This is a genomic window from Planctomycetota bacterium, from assembly GCA_016235865.1.
Taxonomy (GTDB): domain Bacteria; phylum Planctomycetota; class MHYJ01; order JACQXL01; family JACQXL01; genus JACRIK01.
The window spans coordinates 47,960-67,244 of the sequence record JACRIK010000002.1 but is presented as its reverse complement, the minus strand read 5'-3'; the positions used below and the strand labels follow the sequence as shown (position 1 = coordinate 67,244).

The following is a 19,285-nucleotide window of genomic DNA, read 5'->3' as shown; positions in this document are numbered from 1 at the left end:
AATAAAGCAATAAAATACCGGATAAATTCTAAAGTTTGCCTCTATAATATCCGATTATATATTAGGACTAACTAAAGGGATGAAGCGTTAGTTAGAGAGAGAGGGTAAGATGAGAAGAGAGAGGGAAGAGTCGTATCGCGCATACAGATCCGGCCACCAGAATTTCTACAAGGCATGGCGCAGATTATCGACACCGCATAATGATAGGAACTCCCTATCAATAATCCAGCGGCATATCCCGTCTTTATCAGAACTCAAACGTATCAAGCAGGTTAGGATTCGCCGCATAAAAGCCTTGGTTCAGAACGGCCTCTATGATACACCCCAACGGCAGATTGAAACAGCCAGAAGAATAACGGATATTCTGCTGGCTGTCAAAGACAGGGAAAATTAATCGCCGGAACCACCTTGAGTAATTATGGGGAAAATTCTGCTACCCTCGCCGGTAAAACTCTTTATCGGCATTCTTGCAACAAATACTTCATTCTTCAGAATAGCTGAAGAAAAGCTGGTATCACTTTTCGGCGTGATTGACCTGAAGACACCTGCCCAAGGAATTCCTTTCACTTTCACGGATTATTACACCAATGAGATGGGCAATAACCTTAAACGGTTTTTTCTGTCATTTGAAAAGGCCATCCAGCCGGATGCTATCACCGACATAAAAATAAAAACCAACCGATTAGAAGAAGTAATCGCCGGAACAGCAAGCGCGAAAGTAACCAGGCCGGTGAACCTGGATCCCGGATATCTCACCTCCGGCAAGGTCATCCTGGCGACCACAAAGGATTATTCGCACCGCATCTATCTCAAAGACGGCATCTATGCGGAAATAACCTTGCAATACCGCGCGGTCAAAGGCAGCGGGAAGAAATTCCAGGCCATGCCCTGGACGTATCCTGATTATTGCACCAAGGAATATCTTGACTTCTTCCATCAGATGCGTAAGATTTATTTAACTCAAAACAGCCAATAGGAGGAATTATGCCTTCAACGTTACTGACGGATATCGGCACCATCGACGTAAATAATGTCGCACTTGACAAAGAGAAAATACGTTCACTCATCCCCCACCGTTATGAGATGGAACAAATTGATGCGGTGCTTAAATTTGATAAGGATAACCGATTGATTGTCGGACTAAAGAATGTCCGGGCTGATGAATTTTGGGTGCGCGGTCATATCCCGGGCCGGCCTCTTTTACCCGGCGTTCTTATGGTTGAGGCATCCGCCCAACTGGCCAGCGTTTTTTCACGCCTTATGGGAATCAGTCCGGGCGATAAATTCATCGGGTTCAGCGGTATTGATAAGGTTAAATTCCGGGGCACGGTCATTCCTGGTGATAAATTAATCATCATTATTAAATGCACAGACATGAACAACCGCAGGGCGTTTTTTGAGACACAGGGAATTGTTAACAATAAACTGGTCTTTGAAGGCACTATTACCGGGATGATAATATAATTAATCCTCTAGGATAAAATATTGTAACACGCTCTCGCCACTTTATGTCAAAATCGTTAGCAGCGCTTAATAGGGGCTGGTGGTTACATTATCGTTGATTCTTATGGTATCTGCCTGAAATTCTTTTATGCTAAAACAGGCTGCCCACTGGGCTTCAACTTTTTCCACTTGAACCTTAGCAACGTATTTATCAGCCCTATAAACTGTAAATCTCATCCCTACTTCTACGCCGTCGTTTTTGCCAACGCTAACCATCACAATATTTAAATCCGGCTTGTCGCTGATGGCGGTAATTTTCCCCTCTATCAGCTTGATCGACACGACATCTATTGAACCGGTTGGGAACTTTCTCTTATAATCATCAAGTATAGTTTTGGTTTGATTCAGTTCTTTAGCCTGCACTAAATATTGCTGCTCCAAGGTGGCAAGGTTTTTCTCCAGTTGAATTATGGTATTCTGGGCCTGTATGAATTTCTCCTCTATTGTAGTCCTCTCCTTAACCGCCTCATCCTTGGTGACCTGAAGCTTCTCCACCGTCTCATTGAGTTCCTTATTCTTCTGAATCTGGTCGGTCAACGATGCCTGCAGTTTTTCATAACTGGCATTAAGAGCGGTTAAATCATTTGTCAATTTGGTGCTGTTGTTTTTCCAGTCGGTTAATTCATTACGAGCGGTTTCCATATCCTGATTAAGGGTTTTAATATTACCCTCCAACGTCTTGATATTCTTTTCCAAATCATTGGACTTGCCCTTAAGTTTATTTATTGCATCATCCCTTTCTTCCACATCCTTCTTACGCGCCACTTTCTCTTTTTCCAGCATATCCTTATAGTCAACCCGGTAGGAAAACAGCGCCGCGCTTATTCCCAAATATATTAAACTCATTACAAAGATTACCACTATCAATACCCGAGTAAGTGTACTCATATTAAATACCTCCTTATAGCTTGTTTTGTGAAAATAATAACATCCCTATTATGCCCTGTTAATATATTTTGTCAATGATTTTGAGATATTTTAAGATAATTATAATAACTGCAATAAATAGGCATAAATACGGGAAATAGTCGCCCCAACGGGTGTAAAAAGTTCCTTTTTGTTCCGAGATAACCAGCGGTTTTGCCCAGGTTCCCTCAACCTCTTTTACCTTACCATCTTTATTCTTAAGGACATATATCCTCCCTGATGGCTGGATAATCGCAGAAATACCCGTATTAGTGGCGCGGACAAAGGTAGTCTTGTTCTCAACCGCCCTGAAGGCGGAGATGGCCAAAATCTGATCCAGTTCTGAACTATTCTTGAACCATCCGTCATTAGACACATTAACGATAAAATCAGCGCCTCTTTTGACACTCTCACGCGCCAGTTCAGGAAAGATACTCTCGTAACAGATCAAAACCCCATATTTATAATCATCTGTCTTTGAATTTTCTCTTTTTACCTTAAGCCGGAACGGCTCAAAGTTAGTGCCCTCTAACATCCCGTAAACCTCTGGAAGTTCGGATAACGCCAGAATAACAGCCCGGACAATCCCCTTGAATACCTTTGTATCCTTAAAAGGTATATACTCACTTATCGGCACTAGATGTGATTTATCATAACGATTAAGCAATTCACCGTTGGCATCCAGATAATAAGCGCTGTTAAAAATATCAAATTTTCTTTCTTTAACCTGGGATTCGTTGGCGGTCAAGGCCCCTATCAGCATCGGCACGCCGCACAAAGCCACGGTATCTTTTAATACCATAAGGCCTTCCTCATCTAACCCAATGATACGAGGAAACATCGTCTCGGCCCAGACCACCAAATCCGGCCGGGGCTGGGACTTCAACAATTCATTGGTCATGTCAAAATGCTTATTATAAATATCATATGCGCTTTCCGGGTCACTCTTTAAACTCTGCTCAATATTACCCTGGACAATCCCGATAATCGGACCTTCTTTGACTAACAAACCGCTCAATCGGCTTGCTCCGTATAAAAGAGCACAGGTAAATATAACCACGGTAATCGCAATTAACACTGTTGTTTTAAGCTTAATCTTCAACCGTTCTTTTATTAATACAAAAATCACCATATTGACCAACAACACCACAAAGGATATTCCGTAAACTCCGGCGATATCAGTTATCTGAATGAACAAAATCCAGCGGTATTGAGTATGCCCCGCGAATAACCAGGGAAACCCGGTCAGGACAAATGAACGCAGGTATTCCAGGAACACCCAGCCGGCCGGTATCAGAAACGCCGCATAGAAAAAAGAAAAATAACGCATTATAAAATAACCGCCTACGGCAAAAATCACCCAGTATAAAGACAGCACCAGCGGCAGGACAAAAAGCCCGGCCCAGCTAACGTGCCTGAGCCAGACCAGCCCTAACATGAAGAACAAAACCCCGCCTAAATAGACCGGCCAAAGTAAACCCAGCCATCGTTTCCCGAAAGAACCGGTTTGCTGGGATATTTCAGATATGTAAAAAAGCAGAGGAACGTAGGCCACCCAGGCCAGAAAGGAGATGTCAGCCGGCGGATAAGACAACCAGGCCAGGATGCCTGAAAGCAACGGCAATGCCCTAATAAGGCGTTCTTTCATCATCTAAAACACCATTACCCTTACATGGCTATCAACGGCTAACTGAGGCGCATCCGGCGGCACAATAATAAGCGCATCAGCCCGGCTTAAAAACAAGATATCCGCAGAACCATGCCCATCTATCGGCTCTACCAAACCATCTTGCAAAATCCTGGCGCCCAGGTATTGCTGCCGGTTGGACGTGCTGGCTATCGGCGCGGCTAACTCCGCCTCTATTATCCGATTCTTTATGCCGGCATCATTGCATAATAAGGACAACGCTTCCTTGATGAAAATCTCTGTAATCACGAATGCCGAGACCGGATTTCCGGGCAGCCCGAATACCAGTTGCCCCTTCGGCCCAATCCCGAAAACAGTCGGCTTGCCCGGCTTGATGGCCACCTGGTCAAAGAGAATCCTTACCCCCAGTTTCTTCAAAACATCCTCCACGATATCATAATCGCCCATAGAAACCCCGCCGGTCAGAATCAGCATATCCGACTTCAACCCGGCGGAAACCTTCTCCATCATTATTTCAATATTATCCCTGACAATTCCCAATGAAGTAACCGGCATCCCGATATTGACCAATTGGGATAACAGCGAATAGGTATTACTGTTCCTGATTTGCGCGCCATTTGGTTTCTGGTTAATCTCCACCAGCTCATCTCCGGTCGTGGCAATAGCGACAGACGGATATTTATAAACCTGCGCCTTATCCTTGCCCACGGCCGCCAGGAGCCCGATAACCTGCGGCGTGATTTTGGTATCGCGCGAAATAACCTTGGCCCCGGCGTTAATGTCTTCTGCCTTAAAGCAGATATTGGCGTTCTTCTTAATGGTGCTCAGGCACCGGACCGTCCTGGTAGACGGCTCATACTTGGTTTTTTCCACCATAATCACCGCATCAGCCCCGCGCGGCACCGGCGCGCCGGTCATTATCTTGATGGCCTTGCCCGGCTTGACCTCTCTGGTCGGCATCGAACCAGCCGGCACTATCTCCAGCACCTCCAGCTCTACCGGCGGTGATTGGATATCCTCGCTCCGGACCGCATAGCCATCCATGGCCGACTTGTCAAATGGCGGCATATCCACATCAGAGAACACATCCTCGACCAGCACCCGGCCCAAGGACTCCATCAAAGCCATTTTCTCAAATTGCGCCGGCGGGATATTCTGCCTGATAATGCCTAATGCCTGTTCTACTGTAATCATAGATTAGTTTATACTAATGATTATTAACCGGGTCAAATAAAAAACCCCGCCCCCTGATGTTACTCAAGGAACGAGGTTTTGGTTAATGTATCTTATTTATACTAATTACGGCTTATTAATATCCTTGGCGCAACGGAATCCGGCGTTCTTATCCTTAGCCGTAGGTAACACCTGGATATAACTGGCTGACTGGCATAACTCGGCCGGCTGGTCCCAGGCCCCGCCCCGAAGCATTCCGTATTTTTCCTTGTTGCCTTCCACTTCTCCCTGCCCCGGTTCAGTGTCCTCGGCCTTGCCTCTCACCCGGTCCTTAAACAGGTCATTGGTCCACTCCATCACATTACCCAGCATATTATAAAGCCCGAAACCGTTACCTTTCCTGGTAGTAATTGGATGGGTGGAAGCCACGGAATTCTTGTTATACCAAAAATACTCCTCGTTCGGCTCCTTACCCCAGAAGTAAGGGGTGACACTGCCGGCTCTGGCTGAGTATTCCCATTCCACCCAACTAGGCAGCCTTAAATCCGTCTTCTTGCAGAATGACTGGCAGTTCTCATGCGTAACCTGTTCCACAGGATAATCCTTGCCTTTTCTGAAAAATGATGGATTATCGTTCATAAAGTTAATCCAAACACCTTGGGGTGTTTCGTATTTTGACATCAGGAAATCATCTACCTTCAACTCGCGTCGGTTTTTGTTGCTATTATTTCCTGAATTATCACCACTGCCTGAGCCACCACCTGAACCACTGCCTGCACCGCTACCATCGTTTACCGAGCCATTATCCGCCTCTTCAATTACCAGCGTGCCGCCCGGTATTAGGACAAAAATCATCCCGGTCTTGTTATGCTTATATTCCTGCAATCCCTGTTCATTAGTGCCGGTATAAGTCATGCCTTTAATCTTTTTCGTAATACGCGCCTTTAATGCCAGGGCCGACGGATCATTGGGTCTATACATTAAAGCTTTATTGACCGCGTCTTCCGCCGCTTTGGTACTATTTGCATCGGCTTGTTTACGCGCCTCGTCCATTGCCTTTTGGTATGCGTCATCATCGTGGCTTGTACCGCCTGAATTCGAGTTGCCATGCCCACTGCCCCCATCGCTGTGCTGTGCCAAAGTCCATCTTGCCGCAGCAAACAATCCAAAACCAAAAATTACGACCGTTACTATCAATATCTTTTTCATATTACTCTCCTTCGGCCCGAGGCCTTTATCGGATTATTTGGTTAAATTTAATATAACCAACCTGGCAGATAAAACAAGAAAAATCTAATATTTTCTTAGAGCCAGTAGAAGCGAAGCGACGTACTGGCTCTTAGACCCCGCATCTAAATGGTTTTGTTACGTCTGCATATTACTAACTATTCATACCATTTAGGTGCGGGGTGAACCTATTCCCATTGGCTGGAGGTCTGATTACCGGAGCCGCTGTAGGAAACAATGGCATCCCTTATCCGCTCGGCCAACTCCTGGCGGTAGGAATCGCGGGTGAAATTAGCCGCCTCGGTCTTATTGGAAAGAAAACCCATCTCCATCAGGATAGACGGATACTCGCTGTATTTAACCACCTTGAAATTGGCTTTGCGCACGCCCCGGTCTTCGGTAGGCAGTTTATTAAACTGTTTCTGGATGGCCTTAGCGATTTCTATGGTCCGCCGGCTGTATTCATCCTTGAGGATATAAGACAACGCCTTCTGGGTCTGACGGTCATCCGGCTTGTCATCGCCAATCGACCGGCTGCTCAAAGAAGGCAAAACATTATTCTCGGGTGAATAATAGACCTCAAACCCCTTGACTGACGGGTCATTTGACCAGTTGCAGTGGATGGAAATAAAAAGGTCCGGTTGTTCCCGATTGCCCACTTCGACCCGGCTGCGCAGGTCTTCGTTCAGATTAGCCGACAGCGACCGGTCCGTGGTCCGGGTCATGACCACCCTGATATCCTTTTCCTCCAGCAGTTCACGCAGCCGCTTAGATACATCCAGGTTAACCTCTTTCTCGCACAAGCCGTTGCGCCCCTTACAACCCCGAAAATCACCGCCATGACCCGGGTCAATCACCACCTTCCTGATAACCCCTTTGGGCTTTACGCTGATTTCCTTGCGGTGCGGTTCTATGAGAATATTCTCCACCTTGGAAAAATCACTCTTGGAAATGGCCAGTTGGCCGTTAATGGACTTCAACTTCTGCTCAAGAACGGTAAACTTATTATTAACCATGATGCCGGACATGCCACTAGAGGCAATGATATTATAACCGTTGCCTGAAAACATCTCGCGGCCGGTCAGGTTATCCTTCTCGTGCTTAAGATTATACTTCTGAGCCAGCTGGGACAGGGTGATGTAGGTGATTTTACTATCAGCCGTAACCGGCCCGGTAATTACTGTCAGGCCCACAACCAAACTCAGAACAAACAAAGCTCTTCTCATATCGAAGTAGTTATACATTCGGATTTTTGGCAGGAAAAGTTAAGCGGTAAATAAAAATATGGACTAAACCTAATGGTGATTTATCCCGTTAAACCGGCATCGCAATCCGGGCCCGCCTGATATCTGTTATTTATCCGTTTTCTTGATTATCAGATTCTTGGTCCGGTGACCGCCTTCAATACTCCCGAAAACGACGCACAAGACCCAGACCCACCAGGGAAAACTCCATTGCAGAGGCCCGTAGGCCAGAATCAACATCGCGGCTAATCCCAACATATCATATCTCCTTCCAAGTTTATTTATTTTTCTCCGGCCTGATAAGGCACAAGATGGCATTACGCCGGTTGTAAGACAATGCTATCATCAATATAGAAAGCGCGATATAAAATCCGCCGTAACCCAATCGGGCTTTGATTTCCAATGCCTGCAGTTGTTCGGTCGGCATATTTGGCAACAAGGCCGGCATAACCAGCGGTATCATCAATTGCGTTGAGAAGAGCACCAACAACACCACCGCCTCCAGCATGGAAAACCGGAAATTGGACAGGACAAAGATGGCAAAGAGCGACTGGGCGGCCGTCAGGAATATCTCCTCCATCTGGAGCGGGTCTAATTGCATCCCCCATATGGTTCCGCCGCCTAAGGTAAAGGCAATCGGCAGCGAGGCAATCAGCAGCGTCCACTGATTGACCTTTGAGGAAATCAGCGTGCCTAATGATGCGCCGGCCATGGCCCGGGTGGCGAAGATGATGGCCACGATGAATTCCGGTGATTCGGACGCCAGCGGCGCCAGCCACTGGACCAGCACGAATTCATTAACGCCCCAAGCCTGGCCGCTGGCCAACAGCCCCTCGGCAAACGGCTCGGCTGAGATATAAATCGCATAGCCGGAGATAATAAAGAACAGGATGGTAATCGCGCAGCGGAAAAACCTTGAGCCCTTGCTGAATAATTCCACCGGACCTTCCAGTTCCGGTTCCTGGTGATGCGCCCGGCCGGCCGCTACGATATAAAACACAAAGATGGCCAGCAGCACCACCGAGTCAATCATAGTAATGCTTCCCTTGATGGGGATAAAGAAGGAATAAAACGTGGCAGCCAGGAGCGCAAATAGTTCGATCCGATGGCCCGGCTCGAGCTGTATTTCCTTTTTACGGGTGGCAAAATAATAAGCGAACAGCACCACCGGCCAACCCAGTCCGATGAGCAGGCGGTTGGCACCGGTCATATTGGCCGTGGCATAGTGGATATATTTCGGGTCCGAGCCGGCCGTCCAGGCAAAATAGATGTCGACCGCATATTCAGGCACCACCGCAATCAGGGCCAGAAATGCCAGGGCCAATGCCTGGGGAATTTCCATCTGGGCCAATTCAGCCGCCCAAGATAAGACAAAAGCGGCTCCAAAGATAGACAGGCCCGGAATCAATGCCTCCCAGCCCGGCCCGAGATGGATGCCCAATGCCTTTAACACGGCCTGCTGGGCAATAAGGACAAAGGCGAAGATGAGCCACAAAAGATGCTTAATCATTCAATTACCTTACCCGCCTTAATCACCTTATCAACCAGATTGACCCCGAAGTGATAAGGAATATGTTTATATGAAAGGCAATCCCAGATGACCATATCGGCCTGTTTGCCGGGTTCCAGCGAACCGATGAGCTTTTCCTTCCTGATGGCGCGGGCCGCATTGATGGTCGCGGCGGTCAGCGCCTCGGCCGGGGTCATCTTCATCTTGACGCAGGCAATACTCATTATCATCGGCAGCGATTCGGTGAATGACGTGCCCGGATTAAAATCCGTAGCCAGGGCCACGGTCAGTCCGGCGTCCATCATCTTCCGGGCCGGGGCATAGCTCTTCAAACCCAGCATAAAGGTCGTGCCGGGCAACAGGACCGCAATCACGCCCTTTTCCTTCATCCGGCGCATGCCCTCATCGGAAATGACCATCAGGTGGTCGGCCGAGACCGCATTCAATTCCGCGGCCAGTTCCGCACCGCCCAATGGTGCGAACTCATCAGCATGAAGCTTGATGCCCAAGCCATGCGCCTGGGCGGCCTTGAGTATCCGCCGGCTGTCCTCTATCTCAAATACGTTCTTTTCGCAGAACACATCGCAGAACTCGGCTAACTTGCGCCTGGCCACCAGCGGAATCATCTCCTGGATAATCAGGTCAACATAACCGGCCTTGTTATTCCGGTATTCGTCAGGTATTTCGTGCGCGCCCAGGAAGGTCGGCACCAGCTCCGGACGCTCGGAGTTTATGGCGCCAATGGCGCCACCATTCAACTCCTTAATCGCCTCCAGCATTTTCACTTCATCCTCGGTGGTCAGTCCGTAACCGCTCTTGGCTTCCATGGTGGTGGTGCCGCATCTGATAAAACGGTTCAGATATTTTAATGCGTTGGCTTTCAATTCGGACTTAGTGGCATTGCGCACCTTGCGGACCGTGGATTTGATGCCGCCGCCGGCGGCCCCGATTTGCTGGTAGGTGGCGCCCTTCAGTTTCAGTTCAAACTCATCCGCCCGGTCGCCCATAAAAACCGGATGGGTATGGCAATCAATCAACCCGGGCGTTACGGTCTTATCCTCAGCATCAATCACCTTGCGGGATGAATATGATTTGAGGATATCATCGCTGGCGCCGACGGCGGCTATCCGGCCCTTCTTTACCGCTACCGCTCCGTTATGGATAATCCCGAGTTCTGCGGACCGGGAAACAGTCACTAATTCCCGGGCATTGGCAATAATCAGATCAACCTGTTTTTTCATTTCTATATTTAGCGCCCCTTTGTCATTCCTGCGGAAGCAGGAATCCAGGATTATCCTAATTTGTCTGGATTCCCGTTTTCACGGGAATAACACATTAAGGAACTTCTTACAGTCCTATTTCTACCAAATTTATATTTTATTCTTGACATTTCAATAATAAAATATCAAAATATTCGGGTAATTCCGCATCGGCGGGGTATAATAGATAGTAAGTGGCGCTATAAGTAGCGCCATGGCGCTTCGGCGCCAAAAGGATTTGTATTTATGAAAAAGATTATTATCTTCTCCCTTATCTTCATGCTCTCATTTTTCATCTTTCTCGGCATCAGCAGCTGCCTGAACAACAACAACTCGGACAGCGGCTCCAGCGGCGAATTATATTTATACGCGCCCGGCAATCTGGTGGTTACGGCCACTTCCGCCACCTCTATCACCATGTCCTGGACTGATAATACGGACAATGAAATCGGCTTCTATGTGGAATGCGCCACGCCGACCCTTACCTATAGTTTGGTAGCAACCCTCACGGCAGATACCACGGCTTTTACGCATACCACCCAGGGTGCCATAACCCCAACCGCCAACAATACTTATTACTACCGGGTCAGGGCATACAGTTATGTCACCACCAGCGACTATTCCAACGTGGCCGGAACCCTGACTTCTTGGGATACCACACTAGCCGATGCTACCGCGCCTGCTTCAAGAACCAATCATACGGCGCTTTGGGCCCCGCCATACGGGATACTTTTCTGGGGCGGCTATGACGGCCAAAAGACCCTGAATACCGGCGCAGTCTATAGCCCGACGGCCAATACCTGGTCTAATATCACGCTGACCGGGGCGCCATCCAGCCGGACCGGCCACAGCGCTATCTGGACAGGTTCCAAAATGATTATCTGGGGCGGTTATACTATATCATCCGTCACCCAAACCATAGACAATTGCGACAGCAACTGGACCGGCACGACACCGGACATCACCGCGACTCTTAACTCATCCATCACCAAAGAAGGAACCAGTTCTATCAGCATCGCCGTTGACACAGCCTTCACCACTGGGGTACTGGCTTATCGCGACCTGCCTTCGCCGCTGAATATCTCGGCCCGCACTCAAACATCTTTCTGGATAAGGGCCTCGCAAAATATCCAGCCGGGCGTGTTATCTTTCTTAATAGCCGTTACGCCCACCGTCTCCACCACGGTTGAAGACCTGACCATAAATACCACCCTGAATGCCGGAGCCTGGACGCTGGTTACGCTCAATTTCACCAACCCGGCACTGCTCACCGACGTAAAATCCATCGGTTTAAAAGCGGTCTCAGACCCCGGCGCGGTGACTATTCTCATAGACAATATCGAGGCCTCCGGCGCCAGCACCACCTACTATAACGACGGCGGCATCTATGACCCATCAGGCGGGGGCGGCGGCTCATGGTCCGCGGTGGCCACCACCAATGCGCCAAATTCCAGGGCATTCCACAGCGCGGTCTGGACCGGTGACGTCATGATTATCTGGGGCGGCAAGGCCGGTTCCGCGTTCAATACCGGCGGCGTCTATGACCCGGTGCTGGACGAATGGCGCACCAGCAGCGAACTGACCAACCTCAGGAACGGGACTCATGCTAATACTCCATCTATCCGTTCCAAACACATGGCATTCTGGACCGGCCCGGTCTCGGGTACGGACAGCTGGAGAATGAAAATGATTGTCTGGGGCGGCGACGGCGGCGGCACTTCCGGCGGCATCTATGACATTGCCTATGACATCTGGACCCCGATGGCCACCACCAATGCGCCGTCACAAAGATGGGGATTCTCTTCGGTCTGGACCGGGGAAGGCTCCGAGACCTATAACAAGAAAATCATTATTTGGGGCGGCTATAACGGAACCGCGCCATTAGGCGACGGCGCAATCTATAACCCGGCGGCAAATACCTGGGCCACTCTTTCCACCACCAATGCCCCATCGGCCAGGATGTATCACAGCGGCATCTGGACCGGCAACAAGATGTTCATTTGGGGCGGCGACGGCGTCCTGCAATCAGGCGGAGCCTATGACCCGGTCTATGCTATCTGGGGACCGATAACCGCCAACAATGCCCCAGCCGCTCGGCTTTATCACAGCGGCACCTGGACCGGCACAGAAATGATTGTCTGGGGCGGTTATAACGGCGTGAATTACTTCAATTCCGGCGGCAAATACAAAATAGAATAAGTCCATCAACCAAAAAGGGAATCAGGTTAAACCGAACCTGATTCCCTTTTTCTATTATACTCCAATCATCCCGTCCTTCCAACCTCAGACTGGTTCATCCCCGGTAGCACGTTTAATATAGAATGTAACACTATTTACTTGACCCGGCACATAAATAATGTTAATCAAACATATTAACGTTAAACTTAGACTGGACGGTTTCACAAGGGATTTATCGAGGAGCTGGACCGCCCTTCCCCCTCACCTATCCTCTCCCCTTAGGGGAGAGGGAAGGGTGAGGGGCTTCTGTGCGGGGTTGACACCGACTGCCCGATATGATTATCTGCCGAAAAAGAGAAAGGTGAGATTATGTTAGACCATCCGCTTTTATTATCGTTAGGCATCATGGCGCTGGCCTTTGCGCTGGGACATATCATCCCGGCCCGGTCCTACAAGGCCGGCCTCTGGGCCACTATCATCTGCGGCGCCGGATTCACGGCCCTGTTCTTTGCCTTCCTGCTGGCCGGCTGGGCCACCGAATCGCCGGTCTGGAAAAACCTCTACGGCCTGTGCGCCGGCATCTGTCTCTGGGTCTTTTACGGCGAAGTGCTGGAAACCCTCCAGGGCGAGTTCAAGGTCACCACCGGGGTCGAGGTCAATTACGGCAATATACCTCTGCTGGTGGTGCTCGGACTCATACTCTGGCTGGTAATCTTCCGCCACCAACTCATCACCGACCCGGTCCTGCTTCAGACCATCAACTCATTTTACCTGACCTGGGTATTGCACGTGGTGTTGCTGACCGTTTATTACGCGCCGGTATTCGGCGGCCAGACCGTAGCGCACGGCGAAAAAACCCCGGCCATCAAGGTCTGGAGCAAACCGCGCATTACAGCCGCCTTTATCGTCGGCGGCGTGTATGCCCTAATGGCCATTCCGCTGACCATCTACGCGGCCGCCACTACCACATCAGTCGCCCTCCAAGTGGCCTGCGGGTATTACCTGATAATACTGGCCTGGAGCGTGCTCATGGAGTTGCGCAAGAAAATGTTTGCTCGCAGTTAGCGACACGTTCGTTACACTCAGTATAAACTCCGGAGCTTTAGCTGCGAGTTATCCCGTAGCAAAGCGGAGCCCCCCCCCTAATTCATCTCTTGGAGCGGATACCTTAATATTCCCTCAAGGTAACGATGGTATGCGCTTCAGTGGAATAGAGATTCTGCCCGGCGCCGCTGACTACGTATGCCAGGACTAATCGCACCAGCACCTGACGGGCGCCGGTCGGGCCGATTATCTGAACCTCCATCCCGTGCGGAAATCCGGCTCCGGCTTGGCTGCCCATGGCAAATTTGGGCACGATATCAGGCGTCCTGAAAGTAGTGGAATTATTCCAGGCCAGCGAGGCAAACCCCCGGCCCAATCTGTCAATGACGCTCTTGACCATGGCATTCCCATCCGCGTCAATCCCGGTCGGAATGGTAAAAGACGGCTCAGGCAAGGCGCTGATGCCGCCGTATTCGTCAATGGCATAGAATGCCGTGTCCGACGTATCGCGCGGGACCCAGAGGTGCCTGATGCCGCGGTCGAAATACAGTTCTATAACAAAATTAGTCCGCTCGGTGGCTGTAATAGCCGCCACCTGATTATAGTCGGCAAATTCCCGACTGGTCCATTTGACCAGCCGAAGCGAGGTCGCACTCGCGCCGATAGTCTGGGTGACCGGCGAGAGGTAATAATATACCATCCGATACATATCAACCCGGCGCGTCGGGGTCACTAAGCCGCCATCGGCCGGGTCTTTAGATATATAAGGCAGTGTATTAGTGGCATAAAGTATGGCATTGCCGGTGCGGGTGCTGGTACCATCACTGACGCTATCCTGGCTAAAAGTGCCGGTCTCGTCAATCGTGGGCAGTGTGCTGGTGGCCAGGGCCGGGAAACCGGCCTCGCTTTGCAAGTCGGCCTTATAGCCGTTACCCAAGGTGTCGTTCTGGTAGAGCACGCAGGCCTGGGTAACATCGAGGTTAACCTTGTTTATTGCGGTCTGGCCCCACTGGGTGAGCATATTCCAGGCGTTAACCGTGTCATTGGTCTCCTGCGACTGGGTCATAATTTCAAAGGTGGCAATGGCAACAGCCGATAGACATACTATGGCAATCATCATTTCAATAAAGGTGGTGCCCAAGATTGATTTACGGTTAGTTTTCATTATTATCTGTTTATATATATTCTTTGTTCGTTCCGCTTTGAGCCGCCGGCTCAAATGCTCACGGTCACGATTCGACTAATCAGTCCCACTCCAGAATTAGTCAACTGGTTCTAATACTATCTGTTTATATATATTCTTTGTTCGTGGTAGGCATAATGGGTCAGCTGGTTATTGCGGTATGCCTCCACCCTGATAATATAATTGCCTTCAGGGAAATAGGCGGTATCAGCCACATCCCAGGTATAATTCTCATCGCCCTCCGGCGCAGTATCGTTCAACCAGAACGCCTGGGTCGGATAGCCGGCCGTGGCAGACGGTTCGGGCTTGACAATGTCGTCATCTATTATATGCCGCCAGGTCCGGCCGTTGTCGCGGGAATAAATCAAGGCATACCTCACATCCGTAATAACCTCGGTAAATGTATCCGAATACTCCGAGGTGTATTTCTGCTCGTCCCAACGTTTCCATTGGGTCTCCCAGGTAATGGTAATCGTTGACGGGTTTTCCAGTTCGGTGGTGACATTGGGCTGTTTGACTTCTATTCTGGGCAACTGGACCACCCGGCTGGGCGTGCCGGTCACCCCGGCGCTTAATAAACTGTGCAGCAAACTCATAACCGCATAGCGGGCAATGCCTGATGTCCCCATCTGAACGGTCTGGGCCAGGCCGTTGACCGCGAGAAAAGCGCTCGGGCTGACCGGAAGGGAATTATTCTGGAGCCGCACCAGAGAACTGCCTTCCCACCCGGCGCCGTCCACATGGCCATAGAATCTTAAACCCCTGAGTATCTCGGCGCTACAACGAATGGAAGAATAATCAGCAACACTAAATTCCGTAGGCACAACAGTCCAATTGTATGTAGTTGAAAAGGGGCGATTAATATCCATCGAGGTCTGGAGGGGAAAAGAATAGGCATTAGCCATATTCGTTCCGGAAACCGTGATACTACCGGTCGTGCCGGTCGGAAATCTATGCCTGAAGGTTGAGGTGGTTGTACCGATATTAAATAACGAGGTGCAACCATAGGTATTGGTCCGGCGCACGCAGGCCAGGTTTGCCGTGCCGGTGGTATAAAAGTTCGTGCCGACCGGCAAGGTCCCGCTCTTGGCTATGGGCGCCGCGCCGGTAGTGGTAATACTCTGGCGCCGGATACGAACATAGGTATTGGCCGTACTGCCGCTGGGCAGATTGCCATTGGCAGTCCAGGTGGGCGTATATGCCTTATCCGGATATAACTCGCCCAGCCAGGGCATGCCCCACCAGTAAGGCGAGACATTCTCCCTGATGTATTTGACGCCCCCACTCAGAGCCGTGGTAATAGAATCTTCGTTGCGCGTACCGGAGGCGCCATTAAAAGGTTTACTTGATGTCGGAATACTGGTTGGAAAACCGTTGGCCGAATCATAGCCGATTTCATTGCCCAGACCCATATAATAGTAAGAGAACCCGGTGATGGTGGTCCAGACCCCGTTAGAACCGGTCAGGGCGGTCCGGATGAACTGGAAGAATCGCGGAACATCAATCTCCAGCATATCGCCGGTCGTACCGCCTGAACCATGCCAGCCATCGGCTGTGGCGCTGGTCCCGTTATTAAGCCGGGTGGCGTCAAAGCCCGGCCACTCGGTGATTACATTTGTCACATCCCGCAAATTATCAAAATACCAGTTATAACCGTGATTGGCCTTGACATCGGCATAAGGGCAATGGCGCGGGTCGCCCTGGAACTGGTAGCGCTCGCTGAACGGCACCTCATCAGCCAGATTATTGCGCCAGATATAGGTAGTTGACAGGTTGGCCGGAACGGTTCTCGAAGCCGGCGGCCACATTACGCCGCTGGTCGGCGCCTCGTCGGTGTTCGTTATTCGCGTCTGGAACGCCAGGACCGTGCTGAAATTGCCAATCTCGCGGTCGATAACCGCTGCCGGGATGGTTATCAGCCAGCGGGCTGTATTCATGGGCAACGGCGTGGGGTCGCAACGCCAGAAGGTGGTCAGGGTATTTCCCCTCAGGCCGTAGATAGTATCGTTGGAGCTGGAATAAACCAGTGCGCCGCCGGTGGCAATAGTGCCGGGCGCCGCGGTCATGGTAATCCAGGAATTGCCGGAAATCGAATAGCGCAGGAACGGCAGACTGCTATTTCCCTGGAAGGCATAAATATAATCACCGGAGCCGGGATAGACCAGGGCGCCGCCGGCCCCGACATTATACGGGGTGGTAGGCGCCATGACGACCCAATTATTTCCCGAGATGGAATAGCGCCAGAAAGCGGTGTTGCCGCCGCCCTGGAAGGCGTAAATATAATCATCGCCGGTAGCCGCCAGGGCGCCACCGCCTATGCCGCCGGTGCCGACCGAGCCCGGAGCCGCCGTCATGGTAATCCAGGTATCGGTCGAGATGGAATAACTCCAGAAAGTGCTGGTTGCGTTGCCCCGGAGCGCGTAGATAAAATCGTTCGCGCCGGGATAAGCCAGGGCGCCGCCGGCCCCGACTGTGCCCGGGGCATTCGTCCTGACGGTCCAGGCGTCTTCCGTATAATACTGGAATGTGCTGGTGGTATTCCCGGCAAATCCGTAAATACGGCCGTTGGTATTGACATAGACCAGGGCGCCGCCGGTGCCCACGTTGAACCCGTAATTGGCCCGGGCCAGCCAGGAATTGCCGGAAATAGAATGCCGCCAGAAGGTCTGGGTGGCTCCGCCCCGGAAGGCATAGATATAATCGGCGCCATTGGAAGCCAGGGCGCCGCCCGCCCCAACCGTGCCTAACGCCACGGCTCTCACATTCCAGGAATTAGCGGTGGCCGCGTAAGTTAATGACCGGCTGCTGAAATCAGTGCCGGAAACCGGGCAGGGAATATAGTCCATCCCGTACAAACGCCGGCTCGTATCCAGGCCGCAAAAACCGCCGCCGCTCTTCGGGGCGCGCAGCGGCGTGTTATACATCTTTATCACGGACGTGTTGGTGCCGGTAATATAGTCCATCGTATAATACATCCGGTTAACGGTGCTGCCGGTGCCGGCGGTGGTCAGGGCCGGATTGACGGCAATATACGTATCCGAGATGGCATCCTGCGGGTTCTGGTCTATCCCGCCCTGGATAGCCGTAACCGCGATATCAGACGGGGTTAGATGCATATCCGGTATGTCGATCCGGATGGGCACGGACGTGCCGGCCGGTGAAATCATCAGGTCACTGCCGGAAATGGTCGGGTCAGCCAGGTAGCCGTAGACGCGGAGCGTGACATCCTCGGCCAAACCATAGCGCAGTTTTTCCGGATGGGCCACCGCGCGCCACTGCGGATAGGTGACCGGGTCCTTGGCCGCGTCCGAATAATTCCTGATGGACGGCATCGGAATCAGTTCGCCGTGCAGGTTGATGAAAATGGCATTACGATAGTTATCCGGATTAAGAATCATATCGTCCAGCAGGAGCCGGTAGGTCAGCACCCCATCCTGTTCGGTATTGTCCGACAGCCGTCTCTGATAAAGGGTCCATTCATCCGGATAACGCATGGCGTGGTTATACTGGTCGGCCAGCGTGTAGGGCCAGGAATTGTCGGTGATATCATCGTCCGAGCCGGCGGCATTATAATCATTGGCGGTGACGTTATCAATATTAATCCGGGCGTTTACGTTGCCCGGGACGTAATACTGGCTGACCCCGGAGCCGGTCGGCATGCTGCCCGGATAGAAATAAACATAATTGATATCCGCCGTGGAATCAACCGCGTCATTGAAGTATGGCTTGTATTCCTGGTCCCGTCCGTAGGCGGCCTTGGTAATCCAGTGCTGGCGGAATTCCAGGCCCGGATTGCGCGACTCCATATCGCTCAGGGCCGTCTCGATAAACGGCTTGAGATAGGCCATATAGACCCACCAGCCCGGGATATTCTCTACGCACAGCAGATAGATATCATAGACCTGCTTGGGCGGCGCCATATCGCCGCCGGTGGTCACCACCGAGGAGATATCGGCCAGGACCGAGGCCGCATCATCGCCGGGCTGGGTCAGGAATATCTTCACCTCGACGATTCTGACGTTAGTTGCCTCAAAAGACGGGAACTTGCGGATCGTGATGCGCCGGGCATAGCGCCACCGGGTACCCAGCCAGGAATTGCCGCTGACGATATTGGCCGGGTCAACCACGGTCGAGTCGATGGTCAGGAGCCCCGAGGTGCCGACGCCGTCGTCAAAGACATCCAGGGTCGAGGCCCCGCCGGCATCCTCTTTGGACTGGGCATAGGCGCGCAACTCGTTCACCAGAGCCAGCGCCTTTTGCATGGCAAAGGCCCGGTCCTGGTTCATCATCACCGCGGTCTGCGTCCCGACAATGAAATGCACGCTGGTCACTATCACCACCGTGATGATGCACATCGCGATGATAACCTCCAGCAGCGTCATACCGGATTGATTCTTAAATGATTTCATA

Annotated in this window: 15 protein-coding genes; 5 read left to right on the top strand and 10 right to left on the bottom strand. The window is 51.1% G+C overall.

Annotation, left to right across the window (positions count from 1 at the left end; genetic code table 11):
- Positions 1–109 precede the first annotated feature (109 nt).
- The 3 genes from HZA49_01135 to HZA49_01125 are packed head-to-tail and all read left to right on the top strand — an operon-like array spanning position 110 to position 1,464.
- Positions 110–394 carry a hypothetical protein gene (locus tag HZA49_01135; protein MBI5778047.1) on the top strand — a complete coding sequence of 95 codons (285 nt, stop codon included), beginning with the start codon at positions 110–112 and terminating at the stop codon, positions 392–394.
- Between the two features lie 24 nt (positions 395–418).
- Complete coding sequence (locus HZA49_01130; protein MBI5778046.1) at positions 419–976, top strand: DUF4416 family protein; 558 nt, start codon at positions 419–421, stop codon at positions 974–976.
- 8 nt (positions 977–984) lie between these two features.
- Positions 985–1,464 carry a beta-hydroxyacyl-ACP dehydratase gene (locus HZA49_01125; protein ID MBI5778045.1) on the top strand — a complete coding sequence of 160 codons (480 nt, stop codon included), beginning with the start codon at positions 985–987 and terminating at the stop codon, positions 1,462–1,464.
- Positions 1,465–1,530: 66 nt separating this feature from the next.
- On the opposite strand, the gene HZA49_01120 is transcribed toward HZA49_01125, so the two are convergent.
- The 8 genes from HZA49_01120 to HZA49_01085 form a co-directional block, all read right to left on the bottom strand.
- Positions 1,531–2,391, bottom strand: a complete 861-nt coding sequence (locus tag HZA49_01120) for a hypothetical protein (GenBank protein MBI5778044.1) — start codon at positions 2,389–2,391, stop codon at positions 1,531–1,533.
- A 58-nt stretch (positions 2,392–2,449) separates the two neighbouring features.
- Complete coding sequence (gene lnt / locus HZA49_01115) at positions 2,450–4,060, bottom strand: apolipoprotein N-acyltransferase (GenBank protein ID MBI5778043.1); 1,611 nt, start codon at positions 4,058–4,060, stop codon at positions 2,450–2,452.
- The gene (locus HZA49_01110) at positions 4,061–5,251 is read right to left on the bottom strand and encodes a molybdopterin molybdotransferase MoeA (protein ID MBI5778042.1); all 1,191 of its coding nucleotides are present in this window, start codon (positions 5,249–5,251) and stop codon (positions 4,061–4,063) included.
- Positions 5,252–5,356: 105 nt separating this feature from the next.
- Complete coding sequence (locus tag HZA49_01105) at positions 5,357–6,439, bottom strand: formylglycine-generating enzyme family protein (protein ID MBI5778041.1); 1,083 nt, start codon at positions 6,437–6,439, stop codon at positions 5,357–5,359.
- Positions 6,440–6,645: 206 nt separating this feature from the next.
- Positions 6,646–7,683 carry an N-acetylmuramoyl-L-alanine amidase gene (locus tag HZA49_01100; protein ID MBI5778040.1) on the bottom strand — a complete coding sequence of 346 codons (1,038 nt, stop codon included), beginning with the start codon at positions 7,681–7,683 and terminating at the stop codon, positions 6,646–6,648.
- A 126-nt stretch (positions 7,684–7,809) separates the two neighbouring features.
- Entirely contained in the window at positions 7,810–7,959 is a 150-nt protein-coding gene (locus HZA49_01095) for a hypothetical protein (protein MBI5778039.1), read from the bottom strand.
- 19 nt (positions 7,960–7,978) lie between these two features.
- Positions 7,979–9,211, bottom strand: coding sequence for a sodium:calcium antiporter (locus tag HZA49_01090; GenBank protein MBI5778038.1), 1,233 nt, complete (start codon positions 9,209–9,211; stop codon positions 7,979–7,981).
- A complete protein-coding gene (locus tag HZA49_01085) occupies positions 9,208–10,452 on the bottom strand; it encodes an imidazolonepropionase (protein ID MBI5778037.1) in 1,245 nt (414 codons plus the stop codon). Before HZA49_01085 ends, HZA49_01090 begins: the two co-directional genes overlap by 4 nt.
- A gap of 264 nt (positions 10,453–10,716) precedes the next feature.
- Here HZA49_01085 and HZA49_01080 point away from each other — a divergent pair, with 264 nt between their 5' ends.
- Both HZA49_01080 and HZA49_01075 read left to right on the top strand, forming a co-directional pair.
- Positions 10,717–12,669: a hypothetical protein gene (locus HZA49_01080; protein MBI5778036.1), complete on the top strand. Its 1,953-nt coding sequence runs from the start codon at positions 10,717–10,719 to the stop codon at positions 12,667–12,669.
- Between the two features lie 348 nt (positions 12,670–13,017).
- Complete coding sequence (locus tag HZA49_01075) at positions 13,018–13,713, top strand: hypothetical protein (protein MBI5778035.1); 696 nt, start codon at positions 13,018–13,020, stop codon at positions 13,711–13,713.
- A 103-nt stretch (positions 13,714–13,816) separates the two neighbouring features.
- Here HZA49_01075 and HZA49_01070 read toward each other — a convergent pair whose 3' ends face one another.
- A complete protein-coding gene (locus HZA49_01070; GenBank protein ID MBI5778034.1) occupies positions 13,817–14,857 on the bottom strand; it encodes a hypothetical protein in 1,041 nt (346 codons plus the stop codon).
- A gap of 116 nt (positions 14,858–14,973) precedes the next feature.
- Positions 14,974–19,284: a hypothetical protein gene (locus HZA49_01065; GenBank protein ID MBI5778033.1), complete on the bottom strand. Its 4,311-nt coding sequence runs from the start codon at positions 19,282–19,284 to the stop codon at positions 14,974–14,976.
- Between the last annotated feature and the right edge of the window lies 1 nt (position 19,285).